Source organism: Streptomyces sp. NPDC034111 (genome assembly GCF_055575375.1).
This window is the reverse complement of record NZ_JBVIST010000001.1, coordinates 1,048,793-1,071,640: the sequence shown is the minus strand read 5'-3', so window position 1 is coordinate 1,071,640 and position 22,848 is coordinate 1,048,793. Positions and strand designations below refer to the sequence as shown.

Genomic DNA, 22,848 nt, shown 5'->3' with positions numbered 1-22,848 from the left:
ATGCGCATCAACCGGATCCTGCTCTCGGCCCCGCTGGTGGTCGTCGCCCTCGTCATCCAGGTCACCATCCTCGCGCGGCTCCAACTGCCCGGCGCCGTACCGGACCTGCTGCTGCTCGTCGTCGTCGGGCTGGCCCTGGTCTACGGCCATGTCTCCGGCTCGCTGATCGGCTTCTTCGCCGGGCTGCTGGCCGATGTCGCGCCGCCGTCCGACCACGCCATCGGCCGCTATGCGCTGGTGCTGTGCATCATCGGCTACGTCGCCGGCCTGACCAAGCCGGACTCCGGCCAGCACCGCTCGGCGACCCTGCCGCTCATGGTCGTCCTCGGCGCCGCGGTCGGCTCGACGCTGATGTACGCCGGCGTCGGCTCGCTCGTCGGCGACACCGCCGCCCGGCACGTCGGCCTGGTCGGACTGCTGCTCAGCGCCACCCTCTACGACCTGCTGCTGGCCCCCTTCACCGTCCCGTTGGTGATGGCGCTGGCACGCAGAACGGACCATGAGGCGCTGGTCGGCGACGGCACCAGTCCGAGTGGCACGGCCGGCGGCCGTGACGCCGGCTACGGCTGGCTCACCACCGGCACCGGCCTCAAGGCCAGCCGCGGCGCCATGAAGTCCGTCCGCCCCGGGGCCCGGATCGGCAGCCAGCGCGGCGGACTGCTCGGCAAGTCGGCCCGTGACAAGGTGGGCCGCATCAAGGGGGTCAAGCGGCTGTGAGCAACCTTCCGGAGACCCGGACCTCCCGCGTCACGGTCCGGCTCATCGCGATCCAGATCCTGGTCTTCTCCCTGCTGCTGACCCTCGGCGGGCGGCTCTGGTACCTCCAGATCCGCAACGGCCAGGAGTACGCCAACGAGGCCCGGAGCAACCACGTCCAGCAGGTCGTCGACCCCGCCACCCGCGGCTCCATCCTCGACGCCCGCGGGGTGCCGCTGGCCGACAACCAGACCCGTCTGGTCGTCTCCGCCAGCCGTACCGCCCTGCTGAAGATGAAGGACGACGGCAAGGCGGTGCTCGGCCGGCTCGCCAAGGTGCTCGGTATGTCCGCGCAGGAGATCCGCAACAAGGTCCGGCTGTGCGACTCCAAGACCCCGCAGCCGTGCTGGAACGGTTCGCCGTACCAGCCGATCCCGATCACCGACGAGGCCACCACCCAGCAGGCCCTCCAGATCCGCGAACGCGCCGAGGACTTCCCCGGCATCAGCGCCGAGCCCACCGCCGTACGCCGCTACGCCGCCCCCGGTGACGCCAACACCGCCCAGGTCCTCGGCTACCTCTCCCCGGTCACCGACGAGGAGATCAACAAGGCCAAGAACACCAACTCGCCGTTCCTGCGCTCCGACCAGATCGGCCGGTCCGGGCTGGAGCGCCAGTACGACAACTACCTGCGCGGCAAGGCCGCGGTCACCCGCTACGAGGTCGACAACCTCGGCCGGGTCATCGGCCAGGCCCAGAACGACAAGGGCCAGGCCGGTTCGAGCGTGATCACCAGCATCGACGCGCGTGTGCAGGCCATAGCGGAGAAGCAGCTCGACCAGGCCATGAAGGACGCCCGTAAGGTGCACGACAGGAACACCGGCACCAACTACAAGGCGGACTCGGGCGCCGTGGTCGTCATGGAGGCCAAGACCGGCCGGGTGGTGGCGATGGCCTCCAACCCCTCCTACGACCCCAACGCCTGGGTCGGCGGGATCTCCGGCAAGGACTACGCCCGCCTCACCGGAAAGAAGTCCAACTACCCGCTGCTCAACCGCGCCATCCAGGGACAGGCCGCCCCCGGCTCGATCTTCAAGGTCATCTCGACCACGGCCGCGATCAACGCCGGCTACGACTTCGACGGCCACTACCCGTGCACCAGCTCGTACAGCATCGGCGGCCAGGTCTTCAAGAACTTCGAGGGTGAGGGCCACGGCGACATCAGCCTGGGCCGTGCCCTGGAGGTCTCCTGCGACACCGTCTTCTACCGGCTCTCGCACGAGGAGTGGAAGAAGGACGGCGGGGACAAGCCGAAGAAGCACGCCCACGACTGGTTCTACAAGACCGCCCACCAGTTCGGCCTGGGCAAGGAGACCGGCATCGACCTGCCCAACGAGGTCCGCGGCCGGGTCCCCGACCGCAAGTGGAAGCACGACTTCTGGGAGGCCAACAAGGCCGGCTGGTGCGAGCAGGCCAAGGCCTGGCCGAAGAAGAAGGACTTCGGCACCAAGCTCGCCCGCGAAGGCTGCCTCGAAGGCATGAAGCTGCACGCCTACGACTCGATCAACTACGCCATCGGCCAGGGCGACACCCTCGTCACCCCGATCCAGATGGCGACGATCTACGCCGCGCTCAGCAACGGCGGCACGCTCTACGACCCGACCGTCGGCAAGGCGATCGTCAGCCCGGACGGCAAGCACATCAAGATGATCAAGCCCAAGCCGCACGGCAAGCTGCCCGACTCTCCCGGGACGCTCCGGCAGATCGACAGCGCGCTGGCCGGTGTGGCCACCCGCGGTACCGCCGCCTGGCGCTTCCAGGGCTGGCCGCAGGACAAGATCCCGATGCACGCCAAGACGGGTACCGCCGAGGTCTACGGCAAGCAGACCACCTCGTGGTTCGCGACGTACACCAAGGACTACACGATCGTCATGACGATCTCCCAGGGTGGTACCGGCTCCGGTGCCTCCGGCCCGGCCGTCCGCAACATCTACAACGCGCTGTACGGACTCAACGAGAAGGGCGATATCGACCCGAAGCGCGCCCTGCTCCCCAAGCCGCAGGCGTCCCTCCCCAAGATCGAGAAGGACGGCACGATCCAGGCTCAGCCCATCAAGCCGTACGTCCTGCCGTCGCCGTCACCCTCGGGGAGCCCACAGTGACGACCAGTCGCACCTCCCGGGCGTTCTCCGTCCGGCGCTACACCCCCGAGCTCGGCACCTGGGGCAAGCTGACCGCGCGGGACTCGGTGCTGCGCAAGCTGGACTGGATACTGCTGTCGTCCTGTCTGCTGCTCTCGCTCATCGGCTCGCTGCTGGTCTTCTCCGCCACTCGCAACCGCACCGAGCTCAACAAGGGCGACGAGTACTACTTCTTCCTGCACCATCTGCTCAACGTCGGCATCGGCCTGGCCCTCGCCGGGGGCACGATCTGGCTCGGCCACCGCACCCTGCGCGGGGCGGTCCCCGTGCTGTACGCCCTGTCGGTGGTGCTCGCCGTGCTGGTGCTGACCCCGCTCGGCGCCACCATCAACGGCTCGCGGTCCTGGCTGGCGATCCCCGGCGGCTTCTCGTTGCAGCCCGCCGAGTTCGCCAAGATCACCATCGCGCTCGGGATGGCGATGATCCTGGCGTCCCGGGTCGACGCGGGCGACCGCCCGCACCCCGACCACCGCACCGTCGTCCAGGCCCTGGGCCTGGCCGCCGTCCCGGTCGTGATCATCATGCTGATGCCCGACCTGGGCTCGGTCATGGTGCTGGGCGCGGTCATCCTCGGCGTCCTGCTTGCCTCCGGCGCCTCCAACCGCTGGATCCTCGGCCTGGCGGGCACCGGCGTCGTCGGCTGCGTCGCCATCTGGCAGCTCGGGCTGCTGGACGCCTACCAGATCGCCCGCTTCGCCGCGTTCGCCAACCCCAGCCTCGACCCGGCCGGCGTCGGCTACAACACCAACCAGGCCCGGATCGCGATCGGCGGCGGCGGATTGACCGGCTCCGGCCTCTTCCACGGCAGCCAGACCACCGGTCAGTTCGTCCCCGAGCAGCAGACGGACTTCATCTTCACCGTCGCCGGCGAGGAGCTGGGATTCCTGGGCGCGGGCCTGATCATCCTGCTGCTCGGCATCGTCCTGTGGCGGGCCTGCCGGATCGCCCGCGAGTCCACCGAGCTCTACGGCACGATCGTGGCCGCCGGCATCATCGCCTGGTTCGCCTTCCAGTCCTTCGAGAACATCGGCATGACGCTCGGCATCATGCCGGTGACCGGTCTTCCGCTGCCGTTCGTCTCGTACGGCGGCACGTCCATGTTCGCGGTCTGGATCGCCATAGGGCTGCTCCAGTCGATCCGTGTGGGGCGGCCCCTGTCGGCGTCCCGCTGACGCCGCGTCAGCGCTCCGCGTACAGCTCGAACCACAGCGAGGGGGACCGCGGGGCGCCCGCCAGGGGCGCGGTGCCCCAGTCGTCGGCGAGGTGGCCGATGAGCAGCAGACCGCGACCGGTCTCCGGCTCATCGGCCACCGGCGCATCCGGCGTCCCGTCCGGGGCCGCGGCGGTCTGCGCCGGGAGGCGGGCCGGTCCCTCGTCGTGCACGCTGATCCGCAGCCCGTGCCCGGCCGTCAGGATCCACAGCAGGAGCTCCGCCGAGCGCGGGGTCCGCAGATGCGAGCGGGTCACCGCCTCCGAGGCGAGCAGCACCGCGGTGTCCAGCAGCGGGGTGAGCGGAGTGCGCAGCAGTACGGCCCGTACGAAGTCGCGGGCGACCTTCGGGGTGGTGGGTCTGCTCGGCGCCGCCAGCAGGAACGGGCGGGCGCCCGTCGAGACATGGATCGGCTTGCGGGCGACGGATGCGGTGTGCGGGTGCACGGGGGTCTCCCTCCCCGAAGGGTCGAGTGAGCGCCATGTGCCACGCCGTGAGCGGTTCGCCACTCTGCGTGGACGCTTCGTGACACACCGTAAGCCACCTTGCGTGGCGAATGCCACCGCTCTTCCGGATGACGGAGTCCCGCGGAGGGCCGGGCGCGAAGGGTGGTCCTCGCCGGAGCCGCTGACTAGATTCGAGACATGGCGGACACCGTGCGGGAGATCGAGCGGAAGTACGAGGCCGACGACGACACACAGCTGCCCGACCTGGCCGGTATCGACCGGGTCGCGACCGTGGTGGAACAGGGCGTCGAGGCCCTGGACGCCCTCTATTACGACACCGCCGACCAGCGCCTCGCCGCGGACGGCATCACCCTGCGCCGGCGCACCGGCGGCAAGGACGCCGGCTGGCATCTGAAGCTGCCGGTCGGACCCGGAGTGCGCGATGAGGTGCGGGCGCCGCTGTCCGGCACCCCGCCCGCCGAGCTGACCACGCTCGTACGGTCCCGGGTGCTGGACCGGGAGCTGGTCCCCGTCATACGGCTGAGCACCCGGCGCGCGGTCCGGGTGCTCCAGGACGCCGAGGGGGCGCCGCTGGCGGAGGTGGCGGTGGACGAGGTGTGGGCGCGGCGGGCCGACGAGGTCGGGGCGGCGCAGCGGGCGAAGGCCGGGGCGCCCGGGACGGGGCCCGGCGAGGCGCGGTGGCGCGAGATCGAGGTGGAGCTGGCCGGGGACGGCGGCGGGGACACCGCACTGCTGGACGAGATCGGCCGGGCGCTGGCCACGGCGGGCGCGCGCCCCGCGGCGGCGGCCTCGAAGCTGGCCCGGGCGCTGGTGGAGACGGGACGGGCGGACGCCGGGCCGGCGGGGAAGCGCGACGCCGACGGGGCCGGGAAGGCCAAGGGGTCAGCGAGGCCCAAGGGTTCGGGGAAGACCAAGAAGTCCGGGGCGTCCAAGAAGTCCGGGGCGTCCAAGGGGTCCGGCAAGCAGGGGCGCACCGCCGGTGATGTCGTCCTGCGCTATGTCCGCGAGCAGATCCGCGTGATCATCGAACTCGATCCGGCGGTACGGCGCGATCTGCCCGACTCGGTACACCAGATGCGGGTCGCCACCCGCCGGCTGCGCAGCGCCTTCCGTTCGTACACCAAGGTCCTCGACCGCTCCGTCACCGAGCAGATCGGCGTCGAACTCAAGTGGCTGGCGGCGGAGTTGGGGGTGGACCGGGACCGTGAGGTACTGACCGAACGGTTCCAGCAGGCGCTGGCCGGGGTGCCCGTGCCGCTCTGCCTCGGCCCGGTGGCGGCCCGGCTGCACACCTGGTCACAGCGGCGCCGGGCGGGTTCACGGAGCCAGGTGATCGAAGTACTGGACGGCGACCGCTACCTCGCGCTGCTGAAGACCCTGCACGCCTTCCTGGAAGCGCCGCCGCTGCTCCCGGCCGCCGCCCGCCCGGCGTCCGACGTGGTGGCCCGGGCCGTGCTGAAGGACTACCGGCGGCTGGCCCGCCGGGTGGAGGCCGCGCTGGACGCGCCCGTCGGGCAGCGGCGGGACGAGGCGCTGCACGGCGCCCGCAAGGCGGCCAAGCGGACCCGTTACGCGGCGGAGGCGGCCCGTCCGGCGCTCGGCCGCCCGGCGAAGAAGTTCGCCAAGCGCACCAAGCGGGTGCAGCAGCTGCTGGGCGACCACCAGGACAGCGTGGTGGCCCGTGGCGCCCTGCGCGAGCTGGCGACCCAGGCCCAGCAGGCCGGTGAGGCCGGCTTCACCTACGGCCTCCTCCACGGCCGTGAGGAGGCCCTGGCGGCCGACCGGGAGCGGGAGCTGCCCGCGGTGTGGAAGAAGGCCTCACGGGCCAGGCTGCGGGCCGCCCTGCGCAGGTGATCCGTTCGCCGTACAAGGGGCGGTTCCGGCCGGGTTACGCTTGAGAGTCGCCCCTGCCAGCTCACGAAGGTTCGAGATGTCTGCCGAGTCGGTCTTCCCACAGCTCGAGGCCCTGCTCCCGCATGTGCAGAAGCCCATCCAGTACGTCGGTGGAGAGCTCAATTCCACGGTCAAGCCCTGGGAGAGCTGCGATGTGCGCTGGGCGCTCATGTACCCGGACGCGTACGAGGTCGGTCTGCCCAACCAGGGCGTCATGATCCTCTACGAGGTCCTCAACGAGCAGGAGGGCGTGCTCGCCGAGCGTACGTACAGCGTGTGGCCGGACCTCGAAGCGCTGATGCGCGAGCACCACGTCCCGCAGTTCACGGTCGACGGGCACCGCCCGGTCAGCGCCTTCGACGTGCTCGGCGTCTCCTTCTCCACCGAGCTCGGCTACACCAACCTGCTCACCGCCCTGGACCTCTCCGGCATCCCGCTGGAGTCCAAGGACCGCACCGACGAGCACCCGCTGATCCTCGCCGGCGGCCATGCCGCCTTCAACCCCGAGCCGATCGCGGACTTCCTGGACTGCGCGGTGGTCGGCGACGGCGAGCAGGCGGTGCTGGAGATCTCCGAGATCATCCGCGCCTGGAAGAACGAGGGCCGCCCCGGCGGGCGCGACGAGCTCCTCTTCCGCCTCGCCAGGACCGGCAGCGTCTACGTCCCCAAGTTCTACGACGTCGAGTACCTGGCCGACGGCCGGATCTCCCGCGTCGTGCCCAACCGCTCCGGCGTCCCGTGGCGGGTCTCCAAGCACACCGTCATGGACCTCGACGAGTGGCCCTACCCCAAGCAGCCGCTCGTCCCCCTGGCCGAGACCGTCCATGAGCGGATGTCGGTCGAGATCTTCCGTGGCTGCACCCGCGGCTGCCGTTTCTGCCAGGCCGGCATGATCACGCGTCCCGTTCGGGAGCGAAGCATCACCGGCATCGGCGAGATGGTCGACAAGGGCCTGAAGGCCACGGGATTCGAGGAGGTCGGCCTGCTGTCGCTGTCCTCCGCGGACCACACCGAGATCGGCGACATCGCCAAGGGCCTCGCCGACCGGTACGAGGAAGACAAGATCGGCCTCTCGCTGCCCTCCACCCGCGTCGACGCCTTCAACATCGACCTCGCCAACGAGCTGACGCGCAACGGCCGTCGCTCGGGTCTGACCTTCGCGCCCGAGGGCGGCTCGGAGCGGATCCGCAAGGTCATCAACAAGATGGTCTCCGAAGAGGACCTGATCCGGACCGTCGCCACCGCCTACGGCAACGGCTGGCGCCAGGTGAAGCTGTACTTCATGTGCGGTCTGCCCACCGAGACCGACGACGACGTGCTCCAGATCGCCGACATGGCGACCAAGGTCATCGCCAAGGGCCGCGAGGTCTCCAGGTCCAACGACATCCGCTGCACGGTCTCCATCGGCGGCTTCGTCCCCAAGCCGCACACCCCCTTCCAGTGGGCCCCGCAGCTCTCCGCCGAGGAGACCGACGCCCGGCTCGAAAAGCTCCGCGACAAGATCCGCGGCGACAAGAAGTACGGCCGCTCCATCGGCTTCCGCTACCACGACGGCAAGCCCGGCATCGTCGAGGGCCTGCTCTCGCGCGGTGACCGCCGCATCGGTGCGGTCATCCGCGCCGTCTACGAGGACGGCGGCCGCTTCGACGGCTGGCGCGAGCACTTCTCCTACGACCGCTGGATGCGGGCCGCGGAGAAGGCGCTGCCGGAGTTCGGCGTGGACGTCGCCTGGTACACCACCCGTGAGCGGGAGTACGAGGAGGTCCTGCCCTGGGACCACCTGGACTCCGGTCTCGACAAGGACTGGCTCTGGGAGGACTGGCAGGACGCCCTCGACGAGACCGAGGTCGACGACTGCCGCTGGACCCCGTGCTTCGACTGCGGCGTCTGCCCCCAGATGGACACCGAGATCCAGATCGGCCCCACGGGCAAGAAGCTGCTGCCGCTGACGGTGAACAAGCCTGCGGCCAGTTCGAACGCGGGCTGACCTGAGCGAGGCGTTGCGGCGCATCGTAGAGGCCCTGGGGACGGCGGCGAGGAAGAGAGGCGCTGCCGTCCCCAGGGCCTCGGCGCACAGAGCAGATAGCCAGGGCTAGGGCGGGACACGGCAAGAAGGCCGAAGCATCCTCACTCTCTTGGTTCTGTGTCCCCTCGTCACGGTCCAGTTGCTGCGCCGATGATGAGGAGCACCACGAAGATTGCGTAGCCGACGCAGCCGATGATGCCGGTCACCAGCCCGGTTATGGCCAGGCCATCGCCCTTGTGTCCGGTGCGCCGTATCTCGCTGCGCGCTCTGTTGGCCAAGATAATTGCCAGGGGTCCCGTCACGATTCCTATGAAAGGAATGATGAGAGACGCGATTCCGGTAACCATGGAAGCCACAGCTTTACCGCTCGTTGGCTGTGGCTGGTATTGCGGATACGGAGAATACTGGCCCGGCGGGTACTGCTGCTGAGGAGACCAGTTCTGAGGATCCTGGGGCTGCTGGGTGCTCATGGCGCTCCCCTTTTCCGTGGTGCCTTGTCCGCCCCTCCCGCTGCTGCAAACGGACGGATATGCGCTCTTACGACGGTCTCTCGGGCGTACCGGGCGTGCAACTTGATCGCGTGAGCAGTTTGATGTCAGCCGGTTCGCGTTGCCTCTTGTCGGTGGGGGACCGCTGCCCGGTCGAGGTTGTGTCTGGTGTGTGTCAGTAGGGTTGGTCACCTGTGGGTGCGGTTCGAGACACCCCGCTGACGGTCGTCGAATAGCCCCTTCCGTAAGCGCTTTCGGCCCGGTGTCCGCACCCCGCGGCGCCGGGGCGTCGCGTTTCCCCGCACAATGAGGCGATGTCACCGCAGTTGATCGCCCCCACCGTCGACGTCCATGCCTCCTTTCTCGACGCGATGGACGAATTCCGCGCCGAGGGTGCGGACCGGTCCCCGCACTCCAACCTGGGGCGTGAGCTGAGGACTTGGCGCGCCCGCTGGGCGTCCGTCGACGGCTTCGCCGAGTATGTCGGCATGATCGGCGGCACCTCGTACGACGAACGGGCCGATGGTGCGGTGCCCGTGACCACGCTGTGGTGGGTGGAGGGGGAGACCTATCTGGGGCGGATCGCCCTTCGGCACCGTCTGACCGGCAGCCTCCTCGCCTACGGCGGCCACATCGGCTACGCGGTACGGCCCTCCGCCCGCCGCCGCGGGCATGCCACCGCGATGCTGCGCGCCGCGCTCCCGTATGCCCATCAGGAACTGGCCCTCGATCCGGTGCTGGTGACCTGTGATGACACAAACGCCGGGTCGCGTAGGGTCATCGAGGCCTGCGGCGGGGTGTTCGAGGACCAGCGGGACGAGAAGCTGCGCTACTGGATCCACGCCCGGCGACAGCAGGCCGACGAGCACATCTGAGGCACCGACGGCAGGGGGAGCCGTATGGAACCGGACCGTTATGCACGCCATGAGCCCGGCGAGGGCTGTGTCACCACGGTGGTCCGCCTTCCGGTGCGGATCGTGGTGTTGGTCCTCGTGGTACCGGTACGTCTGGTCTGGGACGCCCTGGTCGTCGCCGCCAGGGCCGTCGACCGGACCGTGCTGCGCCCACTGGGCCGAGGTCTGGCCTGGCTGTGGCGCACCCTCGTCGTACGGCCCGTGGCATGGGCCTGGCGCACCCTCGTGGTGATCCCGCTCGGCTGGGCCTGGCGGACGCTGATCGTCGCGCCGCTGGTGTGGCTGTGGCGCCAGGTGCTGGTGCCGGTGGGGCGGGGGATCGGCTGGGTGGTGCGGGGGCTGGGTGCCGGGGTGGTGTGGCTGGTCCGCGGGGTGGGTGCGGTGCTGGGGTGGTTGGTGCGGTGGTTGGTGGTGGTGCCGGCTCAGTGGCTGTACACGTATGTGCTCGCGCCGGTGGGGCGGGGGATTGCGTGGGTAATGCGGGGGCTGGGTGCCGGGGTGGTGTGGCTGGCGCGGGGGTTGGGTGCGGTGCTGGGGTGGTTGGTGCGGTGGCTGATCGTGGCGCCGGCTCAGTGGCTGTACACGTATGTGCTGGCGCCGCTCGGGCGGGGGATCGCCTGGGTGGCGAGGGGTGTCGCCGCGGTGCTGGCCGCACTCGTCCGGTGGATTGTGGTGGTGCCGGCCGTCGCCCTGTGGCAGTACGTCCTCGCGCCGGTCGGCAGGGCGCTGGCCGTCGTGGTGACGGTGGTCGTCCGCGAGGTCGGGGACGCGATCGGGCACTGCTGTCGGATCGCTGGGATGGTCTCGCGGGCCGTCGGCCGGTTCCTGGGGACGGTGCTGCGCCGGCTCTTCGTCGAGCCGCTGCGCTGGGTGTACCGCCATGTGCTCACGCCGGTGGGCCATGTCCTCAGGGACGGTGTCTGGCGGCCGGTCCGGCGGGCGCTGCGCAGCGCCCGCGAGACCGTGCGGCAGACCCGCAGGGAGATCCGGCGCGCCCTGTTCGGCGCCCCCGCACCGCAGCGGCGGACCGAGGCGGCGTCGCCCCGCCGGGAACCCGGGGCCCGCGCGGCACGTACTCTTGGTAGCAGTACGACCGCACTCACGAAGGACTGAACGACACTGGGCAAGCGACAGCCCGAAGGCCCGCCGCCCGCACCGGCGGTGCAGCGCATCCGACTGCGCTACACCAAGCGCGGCCGCCTCCGGTTCACCAGCCACCGCGACTTCCAGCGCGCTTTCGAGCGGGCGCTGCGCCGCGCCGAGGTCCCCATGGCCTACTCGGCGGGTTTCACCCCGCACCCCAAGGTGTCGTACGCCAACGCCGCCCCGACCGGTACGGGCAGCGAGGCCGAGTACCTGGAGATCCAGCTCGCCGAGCGCCGTGATCCGGACAAGCTTCGCGAACTGCTCGACGAGTCGCTGCCGGCCGGGCTCGATGTGATCGACTCCGTCGAGGCACACACGAGCGGACTGGCCGACCGGTTGCAGGCCTCGGTGTGGGAGATCCGGCTCGACGGGGTCGAGGCCGAGGAGGCCGCGCGCGCCGTTGAGGCGTTCCTCGCGGCCGACGAGGTGCTGGTCGAGCGGCGGACGAAGAACGGCATCCGGACCTTCGACGCAAGGGCCGCGGTGGCGCGTCTGGAGGCCGCCGGCCGCGAGGGCGATAGGCCTGACGGCAATGCCTGTGCGATACTGCGGCTGGTTGTTCGGCATGTGACACCCGCCGTTCGACCCGACGACGTCCTGTCCGGCCTCCGAGCTACGGCCGACCTGGCGCCGCCGGTCCCCGCTGCGGTGACCAGGCTGGCGCAGGGGCTGCTCGATGAGGAGACCGGCGCGGTGACTGACCCGCTAGCGCCCGACCGCGACGCTGCCACGGCCGCCCCACCCACGGCCGCCGGGCTGAGTGCCGCGAAGGCGCCGAGTGGGGCCTCCCCGGCAACTGGGGAAGGTACTGCGTAGGGCCGCCGTCGTCGCGTCGCCGATCAGCCAGGGAGCCACCCAGGCCCGGCAGACGCACTGACCAGGAGACTTTCGCCGGTCCCCGCCCTACGGGGCCCGGCGAGCGAGACGACAGCTCCCGTGCGGCGCCCACGCCCCGGACAGCGGGCCCGCGCTCATCACGCGGACCGCAGCCGGAATCAGGCGCGGCGCCCGGGGGCGTGACGGGAGAACCGCCCGCATGCTCGAGCCCATTGAGCCCACTGAATCCACGCCGCCCGCGGACCGTGGTACCGAGGAAAATCACTCACCCAGCGACACGCTGCCGCCGCGCCGCCGGCGCCGCGCGGCGTCCCGGCCGGCCGGTCCGCCGACCACCGGTGGCGCCGCCGAGACAGCGGTGCTGAGTGCCGAGACCGCCGCGCCGGTGGCCGATCCGCCCGCCCCCGAGGAGACCGGCGGCTCGTCGGTCACCACCGGGGACGCGGCCAAGCCGGCCCGTACGCGTCGCCGCGCGACGCGTAAGGTCACCGCCCCCGCCGGAGCCCCGCAGCCGGCCGCCGACGAGCCGGCCGAGACCCCGGCCGTCGCCGAGGAGCCCGCTGCCGCTGCCGAGGTGCCCGCCGAGGCGCCGCAGGCCGAGGAGGTCGCGCCGCGCCGTACGCGTCGCCGCGCGACGCGTAAGGCCACCGCTCCGGTCGGCTCCCCTCAGATGAGCGCCGCCGAGGAGGCCGCCCCGGCTGCCGCCGAGGAGGCTGCCCCTGTGGTGGAAGAGGCTGCGCCGGTCGCCGCGGAGGAGGCTGCCCCTGTGGCCTCCGAGGAGGCCAAGCCTGCCCGTACGCGTCGCCGCTCCACCCGTAAGGCCACCGCTCCGGCCGGCTCGCCGCAGGTGAGCGCCGAGGAGGCCGCCCCGGCTGCCGCCGAGAAGGCTGCCCCTGTGGTGGAAGAGGCTGCGCCGGTCGCCGCGGAGGAGGCTGCCCCCGTGGCCGCCGAGGAGGCCAAGCCGGCCCGTACGCGCCGCCGTGCCACCCGTAAGGCCACCGCCCCCGCCGGTGCGCCCAAGGCCGCCGCGGAGGCCACCGAGGAGGCCGCAGCGGCCCCGGCCGCCGAGGCCGCGCCCGTGAGCGAGCCCGAGGCGCCCGCCCGCCGGACGCGCCGCCGTGCCGAGCGTGCCGCCGAGCCGGTCGCCGAGGCGCCGCGGGCCGAGGAGGAGCCCGTGAAGGAGGCGCCGGTGCGCGGCCGCCGCCGGGCGCAGCGCCCGCCGACCGCCGTCTTCCAGGCGCCGGTCTTCACCGAGCCGATGTTCCAGACCCCGGAGACCGCGGCCGCCGCCCACGCCGCGGCCCGCCAGGAGGAGACCACCGAGCAGGTGGCCGAGGAGCCGCCCGCGGGTCCCCGCCGTCGTCGCCGTCGTGGCGCCGCGGCCGAGCCCGAGCAGGTCACCGCCGCCGTCACCGAGGAGCCGGAGGCCGCCGAGGCCGCCGAGCCCGAGACCGAGCCGGGTGAGACCGGCCAGGCCGAGGACGAGTCCGAGCGCCCCTCGCGCCGTCGCCGCCGCGGTGGCCGCCGCCGTCGCCGTGGTGAGGCCGCCGAGGGCGCCGAGGAGCAGCCCGCCGAGACCCGTACGGCCGAGGAGGCCGCCGGTGAGGCGGAGCCCGAGGAGGGCGAGGAGCACGCCGCCGAGGAGGCGGAGTCCGAGGAGGAGGCCGAGGAGCAGGCGGGCGGCGGTTCCAGCAGCAGCCGTCGTCGCCGTCGCCGCCGCCGTCGCAGCGGGGACGCCGCCGAGGTCGAGGCCGGGCAGGACGACCCGGAGCGTACGGTCGTCAAGGTCCGCGAGCCGCGCAAGAAGGACGAGTCCACCGGCGCCGACGAGGTGCAGTCGATCAAGGGGTCGACGCGTCTGGAGGCCAAGAAGCAGCGCCGCCGCGAGGGGCGCGAGCAGGGCCGTCGCCGGGTGCCGATCATCACCGAGGCGGAGTTCCTGGCCCGCCGTGAGGCCGTCGAGCGGGTGATGGTCGTCCGCCAGAGCGGCGAGCGCACCCAGATCGGCGTCCTTGAGGACAACGTGCTCGTGGAGCACTTCGTCAACAAGGAGCAGGCGACCTCGTACGTCGGCAATGTCTACCTCGGCAAGGTGCAGAACGTCCTGCCGTCGATGGAGGCCGCCTTCGTCGACATCGGCAAGGGCCGCAACGCCGTGCTGTATGCCGGTGAGGTCAACTTCGAGGCGCTGGGCATGGCCAACGGCCCGCGCCGGATCGAGACCGCGCTGAAGTCCGGCCAGTCGGTGCTGGTGCAGGTCACCAAGGACCCGATCGGCCACAAGGGCGCCCGCCTGACCAGCCAGGTCTCGCTGCCCGGCCGCTACCTGGTCTATGTGCCCGAGGGCTCGATGACCGGTATCAGCCGCAAGCTCCCGGACACCGAGCGGGCGCGGCTGAAGCAGATCCTCAAGAAGATCGTCCCCGAGGACGCGGGCGTCATCGTCCGTACGGCCGCGGAGGGCGCGAGCGAGGAGGAGCTGGCCCGCGACGTCCAACGGCTCCAGGCCCAGTGGGAAGAGATCCAGAAGAAGGCCAAGGCCTCCTCGACGAGCTCCCCGTCCCTGCTCTACGGCGAGCCGGACATGACCGTCCGGGTCGTCCGCGACATCTTCAACGAGGACTTCTCCAAGGTCATCGTCAGCGGTGACGACGCCTGGGAGACCATCCACGGCTATGTCGCACATGTCGCACCGGACCTCACCGACCGGTTGCAGAAGTGGACCTCGGACGTCGACGTCTTCGCGACGTACCGCATCGACGAGCAGCTGATGAAGGCGCTGGACCGCAAGGTCTGGCTGCCCAGCGGCGGTTCGCTGGTGATCGACCGGACCGAGGCGATGGTCGTGGTCGACGTCAACACCGGCAAGTTCACCGGCCAGGGCGGCAACCTGGAGGAGACGGTCACCAGGAACAACCTGGAGGCGGCCGAGGAGATCGTGCGCCAGCTGCGGCTGCGCGACCTCGGCGGCATCATCGTGATCGACTTCATCGACATGGTGCTGGAGTCCAACCGGGACCTGGTGCTGCGGCGGCTGCTGGAGTGCCTGGGCCGGGACCGTACGAAGCACCAGGTGGCCGAGGTCACCTCGCTCGGTCTGGTCCAGATGACCCGTAAGCGGGTCGGCCAGGGCCTGCTGGAGTCCTTCTCCGAGGGCTGTGTGCACTGCAACGGCCGTGGCGTGATCGTCCACATGGATCAGCCGACGACGGCCGGCGGTGGCGGCAAGCGCAAGAAGAAGGGCAAGGCGGCACCCGCCGAGCCGCACGTCCACGAGGTCGAGGCGGCCGAGCCGACCCCGGACGGCGGCGAGCCCGAGCTGGAGCCGGTCGCCGTGACGGAGGCCGAGTTGCAGCCCGCGGTGGCCGAGGCCGACGAGTGGTTCAGCAGCCCGGCCGAGGCCGAGGCCGCCGCCGGACGTGGCCGTGGCCGCCGCCGGGTGAGCCGGAAGGTGTCCGCCCCGGCGGGCGCCCCCAAGGCCGCGGAGGAGCCTGCCGCGATCGTGGTGCCGGCCGAGCCGGAGCCGGTGGCCGTGCCGGAGCCCGAGCCGGCAGTGGCGCCGGCCGCCGAGGCGCCGGCCGCGGAGCCCGCGCCGGCCCGTCCGCGCCGTCGGGTGACCCGTAAGGTGACCGCTCCGGCGGGCTCGCCCGAGGCCGACGACACCGCGGCGACGGTCGTCATCGCGGCGACGGCGGAGCCCGTTGCCGAGGCCGCGCCGGCCGAGGTCACGGAGCCCGTCGAGGGCGCCGCGGCGGCCGAGGAGGCGCCGGTGGCCAAGAAGGCCGCGAAGAAGGCGACGGCGAAGAAGGCCGCCGCCAAGAAGACCGCGGCGAAGAAGACCACGGTCAAGAAGGCGGCGGCGAAGAAGACCACCACCGCCAAGAAGGCCACGGCGAAGAAGACCACCGCGAAGAAGGCCGCCACGAAGAAGACGACGCAGGCGGCCAAGAAGACCGCGGCCGCCGAGCAGGTCTCGGTCGCGTCGGTCTCCTCCTCCGCGGAGGACTGAGCAGCAGACCGCGCCCCGGACCGTCCGTGGTCCGGGGCCGGTTTGACCCCCTGGTCAAGGCCCCGTAACCTTGACCGTCGGTGTCTGAGAAGTCTGGGACACCACACCCCCTGAGCAACTACCTCTCGGTCCGCCGAGGGAGGCCGCTCGTCCACTCGGATTCCACGGGCCCTATCCCGAGCCCGTGTGAGCGGCTGGCATCAGAGGATCCGTTTCTAGCGAAAGAGAGTTCCGCGTGTACGCGATCGTGCGCACCGGCGGGCGCCAGCAGAAGGTTGCTGTTGGCGACGTCATCGAGGTTGACCGCATTTCCACCAGCAAGGTCGGCGACACCGTCGAGCTCTCCACGCTGCTGGTCGTCGACGGCGACTCGGTCACCAGCGACCCGTGGGTCCTGGCCGGCGTGAAGGTCCACGGTGAGGTTGTGGACCACCACAAGGGCGACAAGATCCGGATCCAGAAGTACAAGAACAAGACCGGTTACAAGAAGCGGATCGGCCACCGCCAGCTCCACACGGCGCTGAAGATCACCGGCATCGACGCTCCGGCGAAGTAAGGGACTGAGGAGACATGGCACACAAGAAGGGCGCATCGTCCACCCGGAACGGTCGCGACTCCAACGCTCAGCGGCTCGGCGTGAAGCGCTTCGGCGGTCAGGCCGTCCTCGCCGGTGAGATCCTGGTCCGCCAGCGTGGCACTCACTTCCACCCGGGCTCGGGCGTCGGCCGCGGCGGCGACGACACCCTGTTCGCCCTTGAGGCCGGCGCGGTGCAGTTCGGCACCCACCGTGGCCGCAAGGTCGTGAACATCGTCCCGGTCGCCGAGTAATTCCGGCCGGTACGCAAGCACGCTGCACAGCACCACCTAGGGGCGGACCGCCTTTTCTCGCGAGAGCGGGAAGGCCGGTCCGCCCTTGGCGTGTTACGACAGAGACAACCCCGCAGTACTTCCTGCCGTACTCCCCGTAGTGCGCAGACCACCCCGCTTATCTGGAGGCACCCCACCATGACCACCTTCGTGGACCGCGTCGAACTGCACGTCGCCGCGGGTAACGGAGGCCACGGCTGTGCCTCCGTACACCGGGAGAAGTTCAAGCCGCTCGGCGGCCCGGACGGCGGCAACGGCGGCCGTGGCGGCGATGTGATCCTGGTCGTCGACCAGGACGTCACCACCCTCATCGACTACCACCACCACCCGCACCGCAAGGCCACCAACGGCCAGCCCGGCGCCGGTGACAACCGCGAGGGCAAGAACGGCAAGGACCTGGTCCTGCCGGTGCCGGACGGCACGGTCGTGCTCGACAGGAACGGCGAGGTCCTGGCCGACCTGGTGGGCCAGGGCACGACCTTCGTCGCCGGGCAGGGCGGCCGTGGCGGCCTGGGCAACGCCGCGCTCGCCTCCGCGCGCCGCAAGGCCCCCGGTTTCGCGCTGCTCGGCGAGCCGGGTGAGGCCCGGGACATCGTGCTGGAGCTCAAGACCGTCGCGGATGTCGCGCTGGTCGGCTACCCGAGCGCCGGCAAGTCCTCTCTGATCTCGGTGCTCTCCGCCGCCAAGCCGAAGATCGCCGACTACCCGTTCACGACGCTGGTGCCCAACCTCGGTGTGGTGACGGCCGGTTCGACCGTCTACACCATCGCGGACGTGCCCGGTCTGATCCCGGGCGCCAGCCAGGGCAAGGGCCTGGGCCTGGAGTTCCTGCGCCATGTCGAGCGCTGCGAGGTGCTGGTGCACGTCCTGGACACCGCGACCCTGGAGTCGCACCGGGACCCGGTCTCCGACCTCGACACCATCGAGGAGGAGCTGGCCCAGTACGGCGGCCTGGAGGACCGGCCGCGGGTGGTCGTCCTGAACAAGACCGACATCCCCGACGGCAAGGACCTGGCCGAGATGATCCGGCCCGACCTGGAGGAGCGCGGCTACCGCGTCTTCGAGGTCTCCGCGGTCGCCCACCAGGGCCTCAAGGAGCTCTCGTACGCCCTCGCGGACATCGTCGCCAAGGCCCGGGCGGCCAAGCCGGTCCAGGAGGCCACCCGTATCGTCATCCGGCCCAAGGCGGTGGACGACGCCGGCTTCACGGTCTCCCAGGAGGGCGAGGGCTTCTTCCGGGTACGCGGCGAGAAGCCCGAACGCTGGGTCCGCCAGACCGACTTCAGCAACGACGAGGCCGTGGGCTACCTCGCCGACCGGCTCAGCCGCCTCGGCGTCGAGGACGCGCTGCTCAAGGCGGGCGCCCGGGCCATGGACGGGGTCGCGATCGGTCCCGAGGACAACGCCGTGGTCTTCGACTGGGAGCCCACCATGTCGGCCGGTGCGGAGATGCTCGGCCGCCGCGGTGAGGACCATCGCTTCGAGGCTCCCCGGCCCGCCACCCAGCGCCGCCGCGACCGGCAGGCGGAGCGGGACGAGGCGGAGCAGGAGTACCGGGGCTTCGACCCGCTGGGGTGACGCCCGCGGGCAGTTCGGACAGGGGAAGGCCCCCGGGAGAAACCTCCCGGGGGCCTTCCGCGGTCACAGGCGGCGCGCTGCGGGCTAGACGGCGGCTGCCGGGTCCGAGGCGCCGTTGCCCGTGTGTTCGGCCGTCTCGGAGGCGTCCACGTCCTCCTGTGAGCGCTGCCCGGGGATACCGGAGAGCCGGTTCTCCATCCGGATGCGGCGCTCGTCGGCCTTGGCGCACAGATTCAGCGCGGCCTGGTTGAAGCGCACCGACGACGGCGGGTCCGACGGGCCCAGCAGGTGCTCCTTGAGCTCGGCCCGCGCCGCCGCCAGGGTGTCCTTCTCCGGGTTGCGGACCGCGTCGAGCAGACCGGCCACCCCGTCCGCCTCGGGCGTGAGGATCGTCGCCGCCCGTACGGTCGGGAAGTTCGCCCGGAAGTCGTCCTCGGTCATCCCCGAGGTGTTGGCGACCGCGTAGGGCTTCTCGCTGGACAGGTAGTCGGAGACGACGCTGGAGACATCGCTGATCAGCACGTCCGCCTGGTTGAAGCAGCTGAAGATGCCGGGGCGGGCGGTGGTGATGATCTGGTGCTCCCACTCGGGGAAGGAGTTCCAGTACGCCTCCTCCCAGGCGCCGTTGGCGGCCTCGACGGCGGCCGCGCGGCCCTCCTCCGGGGTGCCCTGGAGCCGCATCCGCTCCAGTTCGTCCGCGCTCTTGCGGAACGCGGAGGTGGTCAGCGCGTTCAGCTCCTCGGCGCGGCGGGCCAGTTCGGCGGCGGCCTCCGGGCCCGGCCGGGCACCGCTGCGCCGGCCGTTGGCCTCCGTGATCATCGCCTGGATGCGGGCGTTGGCGGCGCCCGCCAGCGGGTCGACGGAGCCCGTCATCGGGTGCGGCTTGTACAGCAGCCGGACGTTGTCGTCGGCGAGCAGCTCGCGGACGATGTTCTCACCGGCCAGGATCACCGAGGTGTTGCCCGGGTTGCCGTCCCAGCCCTCCCAGGTCGGGGCGTACAGCACGGTGGTCAGCCGGCCGGCCGGCGCGCCCGCGTACGGCCGGATCGGGGCCAGCTGGGGGCGGCCGACCTCGATGACGTCCTTGTCCTCCACGCCGATGTCGGCGAGCTGGTAGCGGTCACGGGCCGCCGGGCCCGCCACCCATACCTCGTCGTACGCCTTGGCGTACGGGTTGCAGGAGGACAGCTTGTCGCTCTCGCCGTGGTTGGTGAAGGCGTGCTTGATGGACGGGATGCGCAGGATCTGCGAGGTCTTGCCGGAGTTCGCCGGGTGCAGCAGGACCTTGAGCGTGGAGTGCTCCAGGCGCATCAGGTTGGCGACCTTGGGGATGCAGACGATCGGTACGTCGGTGGCCTCGATCTTCTGCACCATGAAGCGCTCACGGAGCACGATGATCGGGTTGCCGTCCAGGGAGGCCAGGGTGCTCAGCCACATGTTGGCCTGGTAGGCGGACGAGGAGCCGCCGGAGAAGTACATGCCGACGGTCGGCTCGTATGCGGCCAGCCAGTTGTCCAGCCACTCCAGCGCCTGCTTCTCGCCGGCCACGCGCTTCTTGGGCAGCAGCCAGGTGCCCAGGTAGAGCGTGCCGCCGGCGGACAGCGTCAGGGAGACCGCCAGACCGATGCCGCCCCAGTAGGCGTCCGTGGTGATCGCGGTGAGCATCATGCCGGCCGTGGTGGGCACCGAGAAGCGCAGCAGCCGCCGGCCCGTCTGGCGGGAGAGGATCCGCGGCGGGGCGTCGCACAGCCGCAGCGCGCTCGCGTCGATGTTGCGGGTCACGAACGGCAGGCTGCGGGTCCGGCGGACCAGCACGGCGACCGCCTGGCACACGAAGTGGGTGCCGTAGAAGAGCAGCAGCGTGATGGTGAGCGGCGCCTGCTCCTCGAGCGGGTTGATGCCGTCGATGTGCAGCAGGCCGACCAGTATCAGCATGTCGCGCAGCAACTGGCGCACCGTGACGTCGAAGCGGATCCGGCCCAGCACCGCAAGCAGGCCGGGCTGCTTGTGCTGGAGGATCAGATCGAGTCCCAGGTTGACCACGGATGCGGCGATGAACAGCGGGATGACGGGCAGCAACGCACCGAGAAGCTGGGCGGTGAACGCGAGCATCATCGCGAGGAGGGCCGCGAGCTGTACGGCTCGGCGGGGAATTCCGGCGGAAGGCACGGGGGAGGGCTCCTGGCAGCAAGAAGGTCAGGGGGGAGGCCGTGGGGGGCGGCCGGGTCCCGCGCTGCGACGCCGCCGGAGCGGCGAAACGGGACCGATGGACACCCGACCGTATGACCTCGTTGGCCTTGGTGACAATCTGCTGTGGCTCTCATCACCGCGAAAGCGGATCAATCGAACGCAACCTCTTGGCCTCGGCATTCCTCTTAAGAAAATCCGAGTGGCACGCACCACACGGGTGCCCGGCGGCCCCCATTCTCGCCCGGATTCGGCGCGCGCAGGCCCCGCCGGCGCCCGCTCCAAACGTCTCGCGGGCCGTCCGCCAGGCGATATCGCCACGCATCCACCGGCCGCACTGCCGTAGATTGCGCCCGTAGGGACGTCGTACCGGACAAGCACGGATTCCGTACGGCGGCGGACGGAACACAGGGGTACGGACAGATGGCAGGCGCTGCACGCGCAACAGGCGCAAGGCAGGAAGTGGCGGACGCCCGCCGGATCGTGGTGAAGGTCGGCTCGTCGTCGCTGACCACGGCCGCCGGGGGGCTGGACGCGGACCGCGTGGACGCGCTGGTGGACGTGCTGGCCAAGCACCAGGACAAGGAGATCGTGCTGGTCTCCTCCGGCGCCATCGCGGCCGGCCTGGCACCGCTGGGCCTGGAGAAGCGGCCGCGCGACCTGGCCCGCCAGCAGGCCGCCGCCAGCGTCGGCCAGGGCCTGCTGGTCGCCCGTTACACCGCGTCCTTCGCCCGTTACGGCCGCCGCGTCGGCCAGGTCCTGCTGACCTCCGACGACACCAGCCGCCGGGCCCACTACCGCAACGCCTACCGGACCCTGGACCAGCTGCTGGCCATGGGCGCGGTGCCGATCGTCAACGAGAACGACACGGTCGCCACCGACGAGATCCGCTTCGGCGACAACGACCGGCTGGCGGCGCTGGTCGCCCACCTCGTCCGTGCCGACCTGCTGATCCTGCTCTCCGACGTGGACGGCCTCTACGACGGCGACCCGGCCACCCCCGGTACCTCCCGGATAGCCGAGGTGCGCGGGCCCAAGGACCTGGAGGGCGTCTCCATCGGCAGCGCCGGCCGGGCCGGTGTCGGCACCGGCGGCATGGTCACCAAGGTCGAGGCGGCCCGGATCGCGGCCGCGGCCGGTATCCCCGTCGTCCTGACCTCCGCGGTGCACGCCGCGGACGCGCTGGCCGGCGCCCCGACCGGCACCCACTTCCTGCGCACCGGGCGGCGCTCCGCGGACCGGCTGCTGTGGCTCGCGCACGCCTCCACCCCGCGCGGCGCGCTCATCCTGGACGACGGGGCGGTGCGGGCGGTGGTCGAGCGGCGCTCCTCGCTGCTGCCGGCCGGTATCGCGCATGTGGAGGGCGAGTTCTCCGCCGGCGACCCGGTCGAGCTGCGCGACGGCGAGGGCCGTGCGGTGGCCCGCGGCCTCGTCAATTTCGACGCCCGGGAAATCCCCCGTTTGATGGGGCGTTCGACCCGGGATCTTGCCCGCGAGCTGGGGCCGGCGTACGAGCGCGAGGTCGTGCACCGCGACGATCTGGTGCTGCTGCACCACTGACGCGCGGGGCGGGGACCTGCCTTTACCGCAGGACCTTGGCAAAAACGCCCACGCGAGAGCCCGCGGACTGGTCAACTTTGTTGCGGGGCACCGAAGGGGAGCGGCGCCCGCAGCGCGCAAGCGCACCCGCCGAAGTACGACCGCACCAATCGGCTCCGCACCCCGAGCGCGGAGCGATGCGCATCACAGGAGGCCGCCGGTGAGACGAGGGCGCCCAGGGGCACTGCCCCGAGGGACGGCGGAGCGGACACTGACCAGCGTCGGAACCGGCCGGGACACCGGCCGGCCGCAGGACCACGAGGGCCCGGAGCGGAACGGGGCGGCGCGGCAGGCACCCGAGAGCGAGCGCCAGGAAGCCTCCCGGCTGTGGCACATCACGCTCAGCGTCTCGGGCGCCGAGGCGCCGCTCAAGGACGTCCGGAGGTCGCTGGAACAGCTCGCCCACGACCACCCCTTCCTGCTGACCAGCCGCTACGCCAACGACCACGCCGAGATCCGCTACTGGGAGGAGGCGCGGGACCTGCACGACGCCGCTGCGGTCGCGCTGCGCCTGTGGGGCGAGCACCGCTCGACGGCCAAGCTGCCGCCGTGGGAGATCGTCGGCCTGGAGGTCATCGACCGCGAGACCTACCACCAGCGAGTGGCCGAGGGGTACGGACCGCCGCCGGCCGCACCGGTCGGTGTCCACCCCTTCTGACTGCCGGACGGGCGTGTCCCGCGCTGTGAGACGGCCCGCTGTCCAGTGTTTCCGCAGCCTGTCCGCCCGATA

At 71.3% G+C, this 22,848-nt stretch carries 17 protein-coding genes; 14 read left to right on the top strand and 3 right to left on the bottom strand.

The window, feature by feature from the left end; translation table 11 throughout:
- Genes mreD through rodA form a run of 3 tightly spaced genes read left to right on the top strand, consistent with a single transcriptional unit; the run spans window position 1 to window position 4,069 of the window.
- Entirely contained in the window at window positions 1-717 is a 717-nt protein-coding gene (gene mreD, locus ACZ55A_RS04760; RefSeq protein ID WP_468833431.1) for a rod shape-determining protein MreD, read from the top strand.
- Window positions 714-2,858, top strand: coding sequence for a penicillin-binding protein 2 (mrdA, locus tag ACZ55A_RS04755; RefSeq protein ID WP_468833424.1), 2,145 nt, complete (start codon window positions 714-716; stop codon window positions 2,856-2,858). The genes mreD and mrdA overlap by 4 nt, the downstream gene beginning before the upstream one ends.
- Window positions 2,855-4,069, top strand: a complete 1,215-nt coding sequence (gene rodA / locus ACZ55A_RS04750; RefSeq protein WP_468833417.1) for a rod shape-determining protein RodA — start codon at window positions 2,855-2,857, stop codon at window positions 4,067-4,069. The genes mrdA and rodA overlap by 4 nt, the downstream gene beginning before the upstream one ends.
- Window positions 4,070-4,076: 7 nt before the next feature.
- Here the strand turns inward: rodA and ACZ55A_RS04745 are convergent, their stop codons facing one another.
- The gene (locus tag ACZ55A_RS04745; RefSeq protein ID WP_468833410.1) at window positions 4,077-4,553 is read right to left on the bottom strand and encodes an ATP-binding protein; all 477 of its coding nucleotides are present in this window, start codon (window positions 4,551-4,553) and stop codon (window positions 4,077-4,079) included.
- A gap of 198 nt (window positions 4,554-4,751) precedes the next feature.
- Between ACZ55A_RS04745 and ACZ55A_RS04740 the strand changes: the two genes are divergently transcribed.
- Both ACZ55A_RS04740 and ACZ55A_RS04735 read left to right on the top strand, forming a co-directional pair.
- Complete coding sequence (locus ACZ55A_RS04740) at window positions 4,752-6,428, top strand: CYTH and CHAD domain-containing protein (RefSeq protein WP_468833403.1); 1,677 nt, start codon at window positions 4,752-4,754, stop codon at window positions 6,426-6,428.
- Between the two features lie 76 nt (window positions 6,429-6,504).
- Entirely contained in the window at window positions 6,505-8,454 is a 1,950-nt protein-coding gene (locus ACZ55A_RS04735; protein WP_468833395.1) for a TIGR03960 family B12-binding radical SAM protein, read from the top strand.
- Between the two features lie 167 nt (window positions 8,455-8,621).
- Here the strand turns inward: ACZ55A_RS04735 and ACZ55A_RS04730 are convergent, their stop codons facing one another.
- On the bottom strand, window positions 8,622-8,963 hold the full coding sequence (locus tag ACZ55A_RS04730) for a DUF4190 domain-containing protein (RefSeq protein WP_468833389.1): 342 nt from the start codon (window positions 8,961-8,963) through the stop codon (window positions 8,622-8,624).
- Between the two features lie 332 nt (window positions 8,964-9,295).
- Between ACZ55A_RS04730 and ACZ55A_RS04725 the strand changes: the two genes are divergently transcribed.
- The 7 genes from ACZ55A_RS04725 (at window position 9,296) to obgE (ending at window position 18,332) form a co-directional block, all read left to right on the top strand.
- Window positions 9,296-9,856, top strand: a complete 561-nt coding sequence (locus tag ACZ55A_RS04725; protein WP_468833384.1) for a GNAT family N-acetyltransferase — start codon at window positions 9,296-9,298, stop codon at window positions 9,854-9,856.
- Between the two features lie 24 nt (window positions 9,857-9,880).
- The gene (locus ACZ55A_RS04720; RefSeq protein ID WP_468833379.1) at window positions 9,881-11,008 is read left to right on the top strand and encodes a hypothetical protein; all 1,128 of its coding nucleotides are present in this window, start codon (window positions 9,881-9,883) and stop codon (window positions 11,006-11,008) included.
- 48 nt (window positions 11,009-11,056) lie between these two features.
- The gene (locus tag ACZ55A_RS04715) at window positions 11,057-11,857 is read left to right on the top strand and encodes a TIGR03936 family radical SAM-associated protein (RefSeq protein WP_468833372.1); all 801 of its coding nucleotides are present in this window, start codon (window positions 11,057-11,059) and stop codon (window positions 11,855-11,857) included.
- 220 nt (window positions 11,858-12,077) lie between these two features.
- Window positions 12,078-15,887: an Rne/Rng family ribonuclease gene (locus ACZ55A_RS04710; RefSeq protein WP_468833366.1), complete on the top strand. Its 3,810-nt coding sequence runs from the start codon at window positions 12,078-12,080 to the stop codon at window positions 15,885-15,887.
- Between the two features lie 235 nt (window positions 15,888-16,122).
- Complete coding sequence (gene rplU, locus ACZ55A_RS04705) at window positions 16,123-16,443, top strand: 50S ribosomal protein L21 (protein ID WP_468833359.1); 321 nt, start codon at window positions 16,123-16,125, stop codon at window positions 16,441-16,443.
- A 14-nt stretch (window positions 16,444-16,457) separates the two neighbouring features.
- Complete coding sequence (gene rpmA, locus ACZ55A_RS04700) at window positions 16,458-16,715, top strand: 50S ribosomal protein L27 (protein WP_468833352.1); 258 nt, start codon at window positions 16,458-16,460, stop codon at window positions 16,713-16,715.
- A 177-nt stretch (window positions 16,716-16,892) separates the two neighbouring features.
- Window positions 16,893-18,332 carry a GTPase ObgE gene (gene obgE, locus ACZ55A_RS04695; RefSeq protein WP_468833344.1) on the top strand — a complete coding sequence of 480 codons (1,440 nt, stop codon included), beginning with the start codon at window positions 16,893-16,895 and terminating at the stop codon, window positions 18,330-18,332.
- An 84-nt stretch (window positions 18,333-18,416) separates the two neighbouring features.
- Here the strand turns inward: obgE and ACZ55A_RS04690 are convergent, their stop codons facing one another.
- Complete coding sequence (locus ACZ55A_RS04690) at window positions 18,417-20,501, bottom strand: hypothetical protein (RefSeq protein ID WP_468833339.1); 2,085 nt, start codon at window positions 20,499-20,501, stop codon at window positions 18,417-18,419.
- A gap of 441 nt (window positions 20,502-20,942) precedes the next feature.
- On the opposite strand from ACZ55A_RS04690, the gene proB reads away from it, so the two are divergent.
- Complete coding sequence (gene proB / locus ACZ55A_RS04685) at window positions 20,943-22,079, top strand: glutamate 5-kinase (RefSeq protein ID WP_468833331.1); 1,137 nt, start codon at window positions 20,943-20,945, stop codon at window positions 22,077-22,079.
- Window positions 22,080-22,278: 199 nt separating this feature from the next.
- The gene (locus tag ACZ55A_RS04680) at window positions 22,279-22,776 is read left to right on the top strand and encodes a hypothetical protein (protein ID WP_468833325.1); all 498 of its coding nucleotides are present in this window, start codon (window positions 22,279-22,281) and stop codon (window positions 22,774-22,776) included.
- Window positions 22,777-22,848: the final 72 nt, after the last annotated feature.

What these genes read in the sequence shown, in the direction of transcription:
- ACZ55A_RS04725 (WP_468833384.1), top strand. Translation starts at nt 9,296, where the DNA reads ATGTCACCGCAGTTGATCGCCCCCACCGTCGACGTCCATGCCTCCTTT.
- rpmA (WP_468833352.1), top strand. Translation starts at nt 16,458, where the DNA reads ATGGCACACAAGAAGGGCGCATCGTCCACCCGGAACGGTCGCGACTCC.
- ACZ55A_RS04720 (WP_468833379.1), top strand. Translation starts at nt 9,881, where the DNA reads ATGGAACCGGACCGTTATGCACGCCATGAGCCCGGCGAGGGCTGTGTC.
- obgE (WP_468833344.1), top strand. Translation starts at nt 16,893, where the DNA reads ATGACCACCTTCGTGGACCGCGTCGAACTGCACGTCGCCGCGGGTAAC.
- ACZ55A_RS04735 (WP_468833395.1), top strand. Translation starts at nt 6,505, where the DNA reads ATGTCTGCCGAGTCGGTCTTCCCACAGCTCGAGGCCCTGCTCCCGCAT.
- mreD (WP_468833431.1), top strand. Translation starts at nt 1, where the DNA reads ATGCGCATCAACCGGATCCTGCTCTCGGCCCCGCTGGTGGTCGTCGCC.
- ACZ55A_RS04730 (WP_468833389.1), bottom strand. Translation starts at nt 8,963, where the DNA reads ATGAGCACCCAGCAGCCCCAGGATCCTCAGAACTGGTCTCCTCAGCAG.
- ACZ55A_RS04710 (WP_468833366.1), top strand. Translation starts at nt 12,078, where the DNA reads ATGCTCGAGCCCATTGAGCCCACTGAATCCACGCCGCCCGCGGACCGT.
- ACZ55A_RS04740 (WP_468833403.1), top strand. Translation starts at nt 4,752, where the DNA reads ATGGCGGACACCGTGCGGGAGATCGAGCGGAAGTACGAGGCCGACGAC.
- proB (WP_468833331.1), top strand. Translation starts at nt 20,943, where the DNA reads ATGGCAGGCGCTGCACGCGCAACAGGCGCAAGGCAGGAAGTGGCGGAC.